The sequence below is a fragment of the Kribbella sp. NPDC051620 genome (assembly GCF_044453825.1).
GTDB lineage: Bacteria > Actinomycetota > Actinomycetes > Propionibacteriales > Kribbellaceae > Kribbella.
On the sequence record NZ_JBITDB010000006.1, the window covers coordinates 435209 to 446990 of the forward strand.

The 11782-nt window shown below is 67.9% G+C and carries 11 protein-coding genes; 5 read left to right on the forward strand and 6 right to left on the reverse strand.

The genetic code is table 11. From position 1 onward, the window contains the following. Window positions 1-63: 63 nt before the first annotated feature. Genes ACIA12_RS31690 through ACIA12_RS31700 form a run of 3 tightly spaced genes read right to left on the reverse strand, consistent with a single transcriptional unit; the run spans window position 64 to window position 2470 of the window. Entirely contained in the window at window positions 64-966 is a 903-nt protein-coding gene (locus tag ACIA12_RS31690; protein ID WP_396370871.1) for a RecB family exonuclease, read from the reverse strand. A 5-nt stretch (window positions 967-971) separates the two neighbouring features. Beyond that, window positions 972-1589 carry a MarC family protein gene (locus ACIA12_RS31695; RefSeq protein WP_343982834.1) on the reverse strand — a complete coding sequence of 206 codons (618 nt, stop codon included), beginning with the start codon at window positions 1587-1589 and terminating at the stop codon, window positions 972-974. Then, window positions 1586-2470: a PHP domain-containing protein gene (locus ACIA12_RS31700; protein WP_396370872.1), complete on the reverse strand. Its 885-nt coding sequence runs from the start codon at window positions 2468-2470 to the stop codon at window positions 1586-1588. The genes ACIA12_RS31695 and ACIA12_RS31700 overlap by 4 nt, the downstream gene beginning before the upstream one ends. A 79-nt stretch (window positions 2471-2549) precedes the next feature. Between ACIA12_RS31700 and ACIA12_RS31705 the strand changes: the two genes are divergently transcribed. Continuing rightward, the gene (locus ACIA12_RS31705) at window positions 2550-2966 is read left to right on the forward strand and encodes an NUDIX hydrolase (RefSeq protein WP_396370873.1); all 417 of its coding nucleotides are present in this window, start codon (window positions 2550-2552) and stop codon (window positions 2964-2966) included. Between the two features lie 41 nt (window positions 2967-3007). Then, on the forward strand, window positions 3008-3790 hold the full coding sequence (locus ACIA12_RS31710) for a GNAT family N-acetyltransferase (RefSeq protein WP_396370874.1): 783 nt from the start codon (window positions 3008-3010) through the stop codon (window positions 3788-3790). Here the strand turns inward: ACIA12_RS31710 and ACIA12_RS31715 are convergent. Next, window positions 3716-4150: a DUF4267 domain-containing protein gene (locus tag ACIA12_RS31715; protein ID WP_396370875.1), complete on the reverse strand. Its 435-nt coding sequence runs from the start codon at window positions 4148-4150 to the stop codon at window positions 3716-3718. The genes ACIA12_RS31710 and ACIA12_RS31715 overlap by 75 nt on opposite strands. Before the next feature lie 87 nt (window positions 4151-4237). Here ACIA12_RS31715 and ACIA12_RS31720 point away from each other — a divergent pair, with 87 nt between their 5' ends. Then, on the forward strand, window positions 4238-4783 hold the full coding sequence (locus tag ACIA12_RS31720) for a TetR/AcrR family transcriptional regulator (RefSeq protein ID WP_396370876.1): 546 nt from the start codon (window positions 4238-4240) through the stop codon (window positions 4781-4783). A 14-nt stretch (window positions 4784-4797) separates the two neighbouring features. On the opposite strand, the gene ACIA12_RS31725 is transcribed toward ACIA12_RS31720, so the two are convergent. Both ACIA12_RS31725 and ACIA12_RS31730 read right to left on the reverse strand, forming a co-directional pair. Next, window positions 4798-8568 (reverse strand): SGNH/GDSL hydrolase family protein, encoded by a 3771-nt coding sequence (locus ACIA12_RS31725; protein ID WP_396370877.1) that lies wholly within the window; start codon window positions 8566-8568, stop codon window positions 4798-4800. Window positions 8569-8679: 111 nt separating this feature from the next. Continuing rightward, window positions 8680-9267 carry a histidine phosphatase family protein gene (locus tag ACIA12_RS31730; RefSeq protein WP_396370878.1) on the reverse strand — a complete coding sequence of 196 codons (588 nt, stop codon included), beginning with the start codon at window positions 9265-9267 and terminating at the stop codon, window positions 8680-8682. 128 nt (window positions 9268-9395) lie between these two features. Between ACIA12_RS31730 and ACIA12_RS31735 the strand changes: the two genes are divergently transcribed. Continuing rightward, complete coding sequence (locus ACIA12_RS31735; protein ID WP_396370879.1) at window positions 9396-10475, forward strand: LacI family DNA-binding transcriptional regulator; 1080 nt, start codon at window positions 9396-9398, stop codon at window positions 10473-10475. Between the two features lie 13 nt (window positions 10476-10488). Next, window positions 10489-11781, forward strand: coding sequence for a sugar ABC transporter substrate-binding protein (locus tag ACIA12_RS31740; RefSeq protein WP_396370880.1), 1293 nt, complete (start codon window positions 10489-10491; stop codon window positions 11779-11781). The last annotated feature ends 1 nt before the right edge of the window (window position 11782 follow it).

Sequence of the window (11782 nt, forward strand, 5' to 3'; positions counted from 1 at the left end):
TGAACGCCGCTGGTACGCCGCGCACATCCGGCTGGCATGACCACACCAACCGTGCCAGCGGGGTCAGCAGGCCTCCGCGACCGGTACTTCGGTATCGCCGTAGCCGGCGGTTTCGAGTGCTGCCCAGGGGTCTCGCGGGGCGGCGACCCGGCGCCCCTGCGGGCAGATCCGGGCGAAGTCGCACCAGCCGCACAACGCGGACGGCTGCGGCGGGAAGTACTCGTCCGCCTCCGCCGGCGTGAGCCCGCTGTGCCAGCGCGCCTCGGCGGCCGCGGCGTCGTCCGCGATCGACTCGGCGCGACGCTGGTGACGAGCCAGCGAGGCGTCATCGTGGTCGGCCGCGGCGACGGTATTGGTCGGCAGGTGGTGCAGCTCGACCCTCGTCGACGGCCGGCGCAGGACGCGTCGAGCCCCCAGGACGTACAGCGCCAGGGCGAGCGACGAGCGCGCGTCCGTGCTGGTCAGCGGATGGCGACCGGTCTTGTAATCGACGATGACCAGTTCGGTCCCGCCGCTGCCGTCGCGGGCCGGGCGCTCGTCGATACGGTCCACGCGGCCGCGCAGGCTGGCGCGGTCCGTGGTGAAGGCGACAGTGCGCTCGACCCCGAGCGGTTCGTAGTACGGGTCGCTGTCGCGGAGGTAGCCGAGGATCATCTCGGTGGAGCGTTCGCGCCAGGTGAGTGCCTGCTGCTCGTCGCGGAACCCCTCCTGCCGCCAGCTCGAGCGGATCTTGGCGACGACCTCGTCCGGCGTACGCCGGGACGCCGGCCACCGTCCGAAGAACTCGGCCAGCACCTCGTGCACGATCCCGCCGACCGTGTTGTGCGCCCACGGCGGCCCCTTCGGCGGGCGCGGCGTCTCGAGGTAGGTGAACCGGTACTTCCGCTTGCAGTCGGCGAAGTTGAGCAGCTTCGTCGGAGTCGCCACGAACAGCTTCGTCGGCATCCCCGGCAGCGTGTCGCTCACTCGACTCAACCCGCCTTGATGAAGTCCGTCACCGCATCCGCAACGAGCTGGACGGCGATCGCGCTCAGCAGCAGACCGGCGATCCGGGTGACGAGCAGGACGCCGTTCTCCCCCAGCACCCGCATGATCAGCCCGGAGAACCGCAGCGTCAGCCACATGACCAGATGGATCAGCACGATCCCGACCGAGATCGCGACCACGTCGCGCAGTCTGCCGTCGGCCTGCTGGACGAACACCATGGTGGCGACGATCGCGCCGGGGCCGGCGAGCAGCGGCGTACCGAGTGGGACGAAGGCGATGTTCACGTTCTTCGTCTGGACCGGGTCCTCGGCGGTGTCGGTCAGCAGTTGCAGGGCGATCAGCAGGAGCAGCAGACCGCCCGCGCATTGCAGGGCCGGCAGCGAGATGCCCAGGTGGCTGAGGATCTGCTGGCCGAAGGCGGCGAACGCGACGATCACGCCGAAGGCGACCAGCACCGCCTGCCACGCGGCCTTCTTCCGGACCGCGCGCGACTGCCCGGCCGTCAGCGAGATGAACACCGGCACGGTGCCCGGCGGGTCCATGATCACGAACAGCGTGACGAAGACCGAGCTGAGCAACGACAGGTTGATGATGCTGTTCACGGCAGGTAGGCCTCGGGCACGGTCGCGCCGGGGGCGGCTGCCGCGTTCGACTTGGCGACGTCGAGGAGTCGCTGGAACTGCTCCGGCTCGGTCGTGTTCACACCCAGCTCGTGGTCGATCTTGCCGACGCCGTGGTGGTCGCTCGACCCGGTGTAGATGATGCCGAGGTCGTTGGCGATCGCGCGCAACGCGGTACGAGACTCCGGCGAATGGTCCTGGTGGTCGACCTCGATACCGGCCAGGCCGTGCTGCTCGACCAGGCTCGCGATCGTCTCGGCGTTCATCACTTTGTAGCTCGAACGGCCCCACGGGTGGGCGATCACCGGTACACCGCCGGCGCCGCGGACCAGGTCGATCGCGCGGCCGGGCTCGATCGCGTAGTGCGAGACGTGGCCCGGACGCCCGTCAGCCAGGAACCGGTCGAACGCCTCACTCCGGTTGGCGACCGTGCCGTTGGCGACCAGCGCGTCGGCGACATGCGGCCGGCCGACCGACGGTGTCCCGGTCGCCTGAGCGAGCACCTCGTCGACTGTCAGTGCGACGCCCAGGCTGTTGAGCCGGGCCACGATCGAGGGCAGCCGGTCGGTACGCCCCTCGCGGACCGTGGCCAGCTCGCGGGCCAGCGGTCCGTACGACGGGTCCGGCAGGTACCCGAGCAGGTGCACGCTGATGCCGTTCAGCTTGCAGGAGATCTCGATGCCCGGCACGAAACCGATCCCGAGATCCTCGGCGGCACGGCGGCCCTCGCCCCAGCCGTCGGCCGTGTCGTGATCGGTCAGCGCGATCACGTCCAGGCCGTCCCGCTTCGCGTGTGCGATCAGGACGTCGACCGGGTCGGTGCCGTCCGAGCGGTTCGAATGGGTGTGCAGGTCGATGCGCACGAGTGATCGGGATCCCTTCTCTGGACAACTGTCAACGGTGATGCTATCGGTGCTTGCTCTTGGTCCTATCGTTTTCCACATGGAAAACCGCCCCGGCCCCGAACGCGTCGAGTGCGTCGGGGCGCTTGTGTACGACGAACAGCATCGGCTGCTCGTCATCCAGCGGGCCAATGAGCCCGGGCGCGGGCTTTGGTCGTTGCCCGGTGGGCGGGTCGAGCCGGGCGAGGACGATCCGACCGCGGTGGCGCGGGAGGTCGCCGAGGAGACCGGGCTGCGGGTCGAGGTCGGCGAGTTCGTCGGCGAGGTCGAGCGGGACGCCCCGAACGGCAAGCTGTACGTGATCCGCGACTACCAGGCGGAGTCGGTCGGTGGCACGCTGACAGCCGGCGACGACGCCCTGGACGCGCGATTCGTGAACCGCGAGGAGTTCGAGAACCTCCCGACCGCGACACTGCTCGCCTCGACGCTGGCCCAGTGGAACGCCCTGCCGGGATAAATGGCTCGCACACCGCCGCTTGGTGGGCAGAGACTCATGTGATGGATGACGCGGAGCTGATCCGTGCGATCGAGGACAACGCGGCCGAGCTGCTGCTGGCGATGGGCGCCGCGGGTGGCGGCCGGCAGCGGGTCGACGACGAGGTCCGGTGGACCATTGGCGGGTCGCCGCTCGACTATCACAACGCCGTGGTCTCCTGTACCGCCACAGACGCCGATCTTGTGATCGCGGAATCCCTGCAGGAGTTGAGGAAGTTCGGCGTACCAGGGGGTTGGCACGTGGGGCCGTCGATGCGGCCGTTGGATCTTGGGGAGCGGCTGGTCGCCGCCGGCTTCTCGTATGGCGGGCCAGAGCCCGGTATGGCCCTCCGGCTCGCTGAGTTGCGCGAAGCGGAGGTGGCCGGGCTGCGGGTCGAGCGGCTGCTGGAGGTCGATCAGCTGACGGTCTGGGCTCAGACCTTGGGTCGCGGCTTCGGTGAAGGCGTGAAAGAAGCAGAGTGGGTGGCTTCGGTCTATCAACGACTCGGGCTGGCGGATCCGTGGCGGCATTACGTCGGCTATCTCGAGGACGAGCCGGTTGCCACAGCGACCGTGTTATTGGCTGCCGGAGTGGCCGGGCTGTACTTCGTGATGACCGTGCCCGAGGCCCGGCGGCGCGGGATCGGCGCTGCGATCACCGCCGCCGTACTGCGGGAAGCGCGGGACTCAGGCCTGGAGTACGCCGTGCTGGGCTCATCGCCCGCCGGTCGGTCAGTTTATGCGGGCCTCGGATTCCGGGAGCTCTGCGCCGTCCACCTGTACGACTGGGCCCTCCCGGAGGAGTAGGACGGCGACCGCCGCGACGATGACGGCGGTCAGACCGTGGATGCCGAGAGCCGTGGCAACCGAGCCGCCGTGCGTGAGGACCGCGATCATGTCGCCGACCGGGACGATCGTGACGACGGCCATCACGATGCCGACCGCTCGGCGCTGTCCCGCCGCGAGCAGGATCAGCAGATTGAGGCCGAGCACGAGGTCGCGGACGGCCTTGACGATGTAGTAGCCGGCCGCGTTGCCGGTCGGCCAGGGGTCGATGCCGAAGCCGCTCGCGGCGCCCTGCCCGTTGAGCAGGAAGTTCAGCCCGAAGCTGATCGGCGCGAGGGCGAGCACGACGGTGAGGATGGTGGTGATCCGGCGGCGGTTCATGGGAAGCTCCATTTCTAGCGCTGCTAACTTTCATAGCAACGCTAGCACTGCCGTCGCTAGAATGTCTAGCAGTGCTAGGATCAGCAGATGCCAGCTGACCAGAGGAAAGCGAAGGCGCGCCAGGAGCGCGGCCGCCTGATCGTCGCGGCCGCCCGCGAGCTAGCCGAGGCCGAGGGCTGGGAGGCGGTGACCACCCGCAAACTCGCCGACAAGGTCGAGTACAGCCAGCCGGTCCTCTACAGCCACTTCAAGAACATGGACGCGATCGCCGCGGCGGTCGCCCTCGAAGGCATCGAAGAACTCGGCACCCTGCTGTCGAAGGCGACCGGCCTGCGCGGTCTGGCGAACGCCTACCTGTCCTTCGCCGCCGAGCACCCCGCCATGTACGAAGCCATGTTCGTACGCCCCACGGACCTGACCTTCGCCACCGGCAACGTCCCGCCCGCCCTCCGCGCGGCCTTCGAGGCACTGCGCGCCGGCGTGGCACCGTTCGCGCACGACGACACCGAAACTCTCACTGAACTCTTCTGGAGCTCACTCCACGGCCTGGCCACCCTGCAGGCCGGCTCCCGCCTCCGCCCCGACCACCAACACCACCGAGTCAACCGCTTGATAGCCCTGATCACCGGCTGAGCCCATCCGGGTGGTCACCGGCTGACCCCATCCGCGTCACCGGATGAGTTCGTCCGGGCGGTTGCGAGTCGCAGGCTGTCCCAGCGCGGAGAAGGCATCGGCCGGGCCTGCGCCGACGACTGCAGGCGGGAGAGGGGCACTGCTGCCGTCGGCTTCAGGCAACTCGTCCACTCCGACACCAAGGTTCCGTTGAAGGCGTTCACACAGAACTGATGCGACGCCGCCCCGTCCGGATAGAGCATGTTCACCAGCTCCGACGTTCGACCCACGGTCGGGAAGAACAGATTGTGGTACAGCTCCCCCCGAAGCCAGTTGCGGTACTGCACGAGGTATCCCGCCGCGCCGCTCACCGGCGACCAGGACAGTTCCGCTGCATAGGTGTTGCCCGCTGCGATCGTCGCCTTGAAGTTGCTCGGAACGCCCGGGGTGCCGGCGCCTGGGATGGCGGGCATGGCCCCGTTCGGCAGGCCGTCGCCGTAGTAGTTGACCGAGGCGACCGCGAGGTTGTACCGATGCCCCGGGATCAGGTTTGTGATCCGGTAGTTCGTGGCGGGCGTCTTGTAGGCGGTCAGCCAGGCGCCCGGTATGTTCTCGTCCACCGCGTAGACGATGAAGGACGAGACGGTGTCGCTGTAGTCGCCGGTCGGCCTCGACCAGGCCAGGTCGATGAAGTTCGAGCCGGGCAGCACCTTGGTGACGATCGGACCGTTCGCCGTCTTCGGATTCGCGACAGCGGAAGCGGTCTGCGACGGCTCCGACTCGTAGTCGCCATGCGCCGCCGCCACCTTGAACTCATAGGTATGGCTGCGGAAGACCCAGGTGATCTTCCAGGTGTCCGCGGGGATCTGGATCGCCGAGCGCTCCCAGGCGCCGTTCACCGTCACATTGCGCTGGTAGAGCCAGTAGCCGCTGACGCCGAAACTGTGGTTCCACGAGATCGTGATGCCGGCATCGGTAGCCACTGCCTGGACGCCGGTCGGAGCAGCAGGCCTCAGATCCGTCACCGTCGCCGGGATCGCCGGGAACGCCCCGCCCAGACCGAATCGGGACGACAGCACCGTGGCGAAGGCCTTGGCGATCTTGTACTCGCCGACCCCGTTGGGATGCAGTCCGTCATAGGTGTCGGCGACTCCCATCGGCCCGTCGATGTCCACCAGCGCGACCGTCGATCCGGCCGTGCTCAAGGTGCTCAGCGAGTTGGCCAGGATCGAGTTGTACGACGAGATGGCAGCCGGCAGTCCTGGATTGCTGCCGAGCGGCGTGCGCTGGGTGACGTTCGCCACCAGGAAGTTGAGATCCGGCCGCGCGGCCCGTGCCTCCCGGATGAAGGTCTGCAGGTCGGTCCACAGCCCGTTCGGATCGGAGATCCCCCAGCCCAGGTCGTTGAAGCCGAGCTCAAGCAGGATGTACTTCGGATTCTGCGCGGCGACCGTCGCGCGGATGTTGTCCTTCGCCTCGGCCAGCTGACGACCCCAGCGGGCATAGTGCTCGCTGTCGAAACTGATGCCCGGCCGGTAAACACCCTCGTAGGCCGGCGGGACCGGCTCGTCCGGCCAGCCGTCCGGGAGGGTCGCCGGCAGGTTGGTCGTACCGCTCCATGGCCCGACGAAGTCCACCTCCTGCCGGAGATGGTTCGCCAGCCGGTAGCGCCAGGTGTAGTCGCCCTCATGTCCCTGGCTGATCGAGTCACCGACCACCATCACCTTGGTGACAGTGGTCGAGAAGGTCAGTTTGACCGGTGGCGAGGTGAAGGGACCGGTGGCGGGAGCGTCCGAGTCGCCACCCTCGACCTCGATGGCGAGCGGACCACCGGCCGCCCACAGCTGCCAGTCCTCGTCGGCCGGATGGAACTTGGTCTTGTTGCCCAGATAGATGTTCGCCAGCGCGGCCGTTTGGCCGACGTGGCGGATCACCAGGGAGAACTCGTCGTACAGATGGCCGGCGGCGCCACCGGGCGCCCATCGGAACTCGGGCGCTGTCGACGCGCTGGCCGGGCCTGAGGTGTGGGAGGTGATCAGCGGGGTCAGCCCACTGAGCCGCAGGGCCGAGCCGGCCAGTTCACGCTCGGTCAGTGAAGCACCGGCCAGCAACGCTTGCAGTGCAGGCGTGAGCGTCTTGGGTTTCGCCGACCAGAGGGTTGAGTAGATCCGGGTCGCGGCCCAGGTCGCGGACTCGCCGTCGACCGGGCTGTCCCACAGATCCCACAAGACCGCCTGAACGGCCAGCTCACTGGTCTCACCCAGCGGCTTCGGCACGCCGATGCTTGCGCAGTACGCAGCTCCGCCGTCTTCCATCGAATAGCTGAACGAACCGCCCCCGCTGTTCGGCGGCCAGGACTTGTCGTCGTACCGGCCGTCGCCGATGTCGGGCGCAATGCCGGCCGGCTTCGCGACATCATGCAAGGCGACCTGACCCCAGAAGCTCGCCCACCCCTCGCTCCAGGCCAGTCGCGCCGCGTCCGACTTGGAACGGCCGGAAGCCCAGGCGTCGTCGCAGATGTAGTGGTCGCCGGTCGGCGAGTCGTCCATGTCCGCCCGGAAGGCGACGATGTGGCCGACTTCGTGCGCGATCACGTCCCAGTCGAGTGCGTCTTCTCCGCACCACTTGTCACCGCAGCGAACGTTCCCGCCGCCGATGTAGATGACCTGGTCGGAGCTCCGCGCAAAGCTCCCATCGGTTCCGCTCGGGTAGCGAACCTTGAGCGTCGACGACCAGCTCGCCGGCTTCTTGCTCAAGTAGTAGTCGGACATGGACTTCAGCGCGTCCAGTGCGGCGAAGGCGTGCCCGGAGTCGGAATGGCGGTCGGTGACCAGGTTCGCCCCCGTCCACGACATGCCATCGGACAAGGTCTTCGACGGGCCGACCACCAGGTAGGGCTGGTCGTTGGGGTAGAAGACGCCGCCATTGCCCATGTCGGCGACCATCCGGACCGAGTAGAGGCCGGAGGTCCCGGTGGCGAGCGAGATCGAATACGCGCCGGTCGAGGACGACCTGGCGGTTCCGCGGGCGGCGTTGTCCCGCCACAGCTGAACCAAGACGTTACGCAGGGGTAGCTCGACCCCGCGACCGTCGACGTACTTCGCAGTTCCGGAGACGGTGATGCCGGCTGCCACGGCACTCGAGACCTTGCCGGGGGTCGATGTGGTGCGCGTTCTGCGGATGGCGGCCAGTTGCTCGTCGCCTGCCGACTTGGTCAGCCAGCCGCGGCGTACGGCGTACTCGATCTTCGTCTGTTCCAGCAGCTCGGAGGTCGCTGCGGTCAGTAGCGTGGTGCGGACCTTGCCCGCCACGATGGATGCGCCTCCGGCCACTGCGCGACGCGCGTTGGTGACCTCGGCGGTGACGGTGAAGGTCGACGCGGGTGGCGTGCTGGAGCGGATCAGCTTGGTGATCGGGCGACCGGCGGTGAGGGCTCCGAGGCCGGCCTTGCGGGTGAAGACGATGTCGTCGCCACGGAAGATCCGCAGCGTGACGTCCGCGGCGGGGATCGATCGACGAGGAGTGATCCGCAGCCGGTACGTCCGCTGATCGGCGTCAAGCGCAATGCCGACCGCAACGTCAGCCTCGCCATCGGACATCCCGGCCTCAACCGCCGAAGGCGTCGCCGCCGCCGTGACCGTCGGCCCGGCCTGCGGACCTGCCGCAGGCGCGGTGGCAGTGGGAGCGGGAGTGGCTGCGACTGGGCTGGTTGTGGCCGCCGCGGTGGCGGGGTCGGGGGTTGGCAGGTTGATGACTGTGGCAGCCAGCAAGGCGGCCAGGATGGTGGTGCAGCGGGACAGGTTCATCGTTCCCCCACGACGCTCGGCGTGCGGGGACAGTAGGCGCGTTGGGACGGCTGCAACAAGGCTTGGGTGGCCTTGTTGCAGCTACTGACATCGGGCCCGAGGGCTAGACGGTCAGGCGTTCCATTGGTGGATGGCTGGGGAGCCTCGTTCCCAGCCGAGGATTGAGATGGTGGCTGTGTTGAGGACGAAGTGGCGGCCTTCGGTGACGTCCAGTTCGAGCCAGCGGGCGGTCAGGGCTCGGAGGGCGTGGGAGTGGCCGAAGACCAGGACGTCACCGTCCACCGCGGCGATGCGGGCGTTGACCCGGTCCAGGCGGGTCGAGACCTCGGCCGGGGTTTCGCCGTTGGGTACCGGATCTGCCCAGACTGTCCAGCCAGGGACGGTCTTGCGGATGTCCGCGGTGGTGATGCCTTCGTAGTCGCCGTAGTCCCACTCGACCAGGTCGTCGTCGACCTCAGCTTTGGAGAAGCCGGCCAGTTCCGCCGTACGCCGGGCCCGCTGGCGCGGGCTGGTGAGGACGAGGTCGAAATCGTGGCCGGTCAGCCGCTCGGTCAGCGAGGCTGCGATCCGCTCGCCCTCCGCGGTCAGCGGCAGGTCGGTCGTCGACGTGTGCCGGCCCGACTTGCTCCACTCGGTCTCGCCGTGGCGGACCAGCCAGAGCCGGTCCTTCCGCTCTGCTGACTCTGCGTGTGTGCTCACCGCAACATCGTCGCAGAAAAGGCGATCCATCCGCGACGAGCCCTTGACCAGCAGCATCCACTCAGGGCAAGGTCGAAAACTGTAAGCGCTTCCACTTTCACTCCGTACCGACCCGAGGAGGACCGCGGATGGCGTCCGGACCGACCGGCAAGCCGACGACGATCTATGACGTCGCGGCGCTGGCGAAGCTGTCGATCGCGACGGTTTCGCGTGTCCTGCAAGGGACCGGGCCGGTATCGGCGAAAGCCCGAGCCAGGGTCGATCAGGCAGCGCAGGAGCTGAACTACGTGCCCCTGCGAGCCGCCCGCAGTCTCGCGGTGCAACGTCACGAGGCACACGGGCTGGTACTGCCCGACCTGGCCGGTCCGTTCTACGGGGACCTGCTGATGGGGTACGAGCGCTGGGCCGGCGGACATGGCCAGAGCGTCATCCTGACCGTCACCCACGGCAACCCCGATCCGTCCCGCGGCGTTCGCGAGCTGGCGAGCCGGGTCGACGGAATCGTTGTCCATGGCAATGCTCTCGAGCTCGGAGTAGTACAGGATCTGCGGCGGGCCAATGTTCCGATCGTGCTGGTCGCGCACCCGCCGGTGACCGGCTGCGACTCGGTCCGCAGCGAGAGCGCCTCCAGCGCAGAGCAATTGACCAGCCGCCTGCTCGACCACGGGCGGCAGAAGTTGCTGTTCGTCGGTGATCCGGCCAGCTCGTACGACGTGTCCGAGCGGTACGCCGGATTCTCGGCGGCGCTGCGCGCTCACGGGCTGGAGGTGCCGAAACCGGAACAGGTCCCGCTGACGGAAGAGGCCGGAGCGGCTTTCGCGACAATGTTGCTGACCGCAACGAGTGGGACGAGCCGGGGAGGCAGCGGACGCTGGGGGGCGGCCCAGCCGGACGGGCTGGTCTGTGCCAATGACGAGTTGGCGTTGGCGATTCTGAAGACGTTGGGGGATGGCGGCGTTGGCGTACCTGACGACGTCGTGGTGACGGGGTGGGACGACGTGATGGCGGCTCGGTATGTGATGCCGGGGTTGACGACTGTTCGGCAGCCGATGGCTGAACTGGGCCGGTTGGCTGCTCAGCGGTTGCACGAGCGGATCACCGGCGAGCGGACGCGCGCGCGGAACGACGTACTGGGGACTGAACTTGTGCTGCGGGGCAGCTGCGGCACAGGACCGGGGGAAACGCAGGCAACACGATCAACCGGTTGAGGAGAAACAACTGATGTTCATCCACACCACCCGCCGCCGACTGGTGATCGGCGGTGCGGCACTGACCGCGACCGCGCTGGCACTGACCGGCTGTGGCCGCTCCGCGGACAGCGGCGAATCGGCGCCCAAGGCAACTACCAGTGTCGGCGACGGGCCGGCCACCGGAGACCTGACCGTGTGGGCGATGGGCACCGAGGGCGAGAACCTGCCCAAGCTGACCGCCGCCTTCGAACAGGCCAACCCGGGCGTCAAGGTGAAGGTGACGCCGATCCCGTGGGATGCTGCCCACGCCAAGTTCACCACCGCGATCACCGCGCAGACGGTGCCGGACGCCGCGATGGTCGGCACCACCTGGATGGGTGAGTTCGCCGACCTCGACGCGCTCGACCCGACGCCGGCCAACATCGACACGAGTGGCTTCTTCGAGGGCGCCAACGAGACCACCAAGGTCAAGGACACCAGCTACGGCGTGCCCTGGTACGTCGAGACGCGGCTGGTCTACTACCGCAAGGATCTCGCCGCCAAGGCCGGCATCACCACTCCCCCGACCGACTGGGACGGGCTCAAGGCGATGGCCAAGGCGATGAAGGAGAAGGCGGGCGCGAAGTACGGGATCAACCTGCAGCCTGGTGGTACCGGGTCATGGCAGACCGTGATGCCGTTTGCGTGGTCCGCGGGTGCGTCGATCACTGGTGATGATCAGAAGGAGTTCACCTTCGACACCCCGCAGATGCAGGAGGGGCTGAAGTACTACCAGAGCTTCTTCACCGACAAGCTGGCCGGGACCGACCTGCCACCGAACCAGACCGAGGCGCAGTTCGTCAGCGGCCAGGTGCCGATGTTCATCTCCGGGCCGTGGATGGCGGGGTCGGTGGCCAAGCTCGGTGGCGAGAAGATCAAGCCGAACATCGGCGTCTTCCAGCTGCCGAAGAACAAGACCGCGACGTCGTTCGTCGGTGGCAGCAACTTCGTCGTCTTCAAGAACAGCAAGAACAAGGACAGCGCCTGGAAGCTGGTCAAGTGGTTGTCGGAGGCGAAGACGCAGGCGCAGTGGTTCAAGTTGTCGACCGATCTGCCGGCGGTGAAGAGCGCGTGGGAGGACCCGAGCATCGCGAGTGACCCGTTGCTGCCGGTGTTCGGCAAGCAGCTCGAGGACGCCAAGGCACCGCCGGCGATCGTCAACTGGGAGCAGGTCGCCACCGCGTTCGACGCCGAGGTGGAGAAGATGGCCAAGTCCGGCCAGTCCCCCGCCGACACCGCCAAAGCAATCCAGACCAAGGCCGCGTCGATCGGCACCGGTAGCTGAT

What these genes read in the sequence shown, in the direction of transcription:
- ACIA12_RS31705 (WP_396370873.1), top strand. Translation starts at nt 2,550, where the DNA reads ATGGAAAACCGCCCCGGCCCCGAACGCGTCGAGTGCGTCGGGGCGCTT.
- ACIA12_RS31710 (WP_396370874.1), top strand. Translation starts at nt 3,008, where the DNA reads ATGGATGACGCGGAGCTGATCCGTGCGATCGAGGACAACGCGGCCGAG.
- ACIA12_RS31715 (WP_396370875.1), bottom strand. Translation starts at nt 4,150, where the DNA reads ATGAACCGCCGCCGGATCACCACCATCCTCACCGTCGTGCTCGCCCTC.
- ACIA12_RS31720 (WP_396370876.1), top strand. Translation starts at nt 4,238, where the DNA reads ATGCCAGCTGACCAGAGGAAAGCGAAGGCGCGCCAGGAGCGCGGCCGC.
- ACIA12_RS31725 (WP_396370877.1), bottom strand. Translation starts at nt 8,568, where the DNA reads ATGAACCTGTCCCGCTGCACCACCATCCTGGCCGCCTTGCTGGCTGCC.
- ACIA12_RS31735 (WP_396370879.1), top strand. Translation starts at nt 9,396, where the DNA reads ATGGCGTCCGGACCGACCGGCAAGCCGACGACGATCTATGACGTCGCG.
- ACIA12_RS31740 (WP_396370880.1), top strand. Translation starts at nt 10,489, where the DNA reads ATGTTCATCCACACCACCCGCCGCCGACTGGTGATCGGCGGTGCGGCA.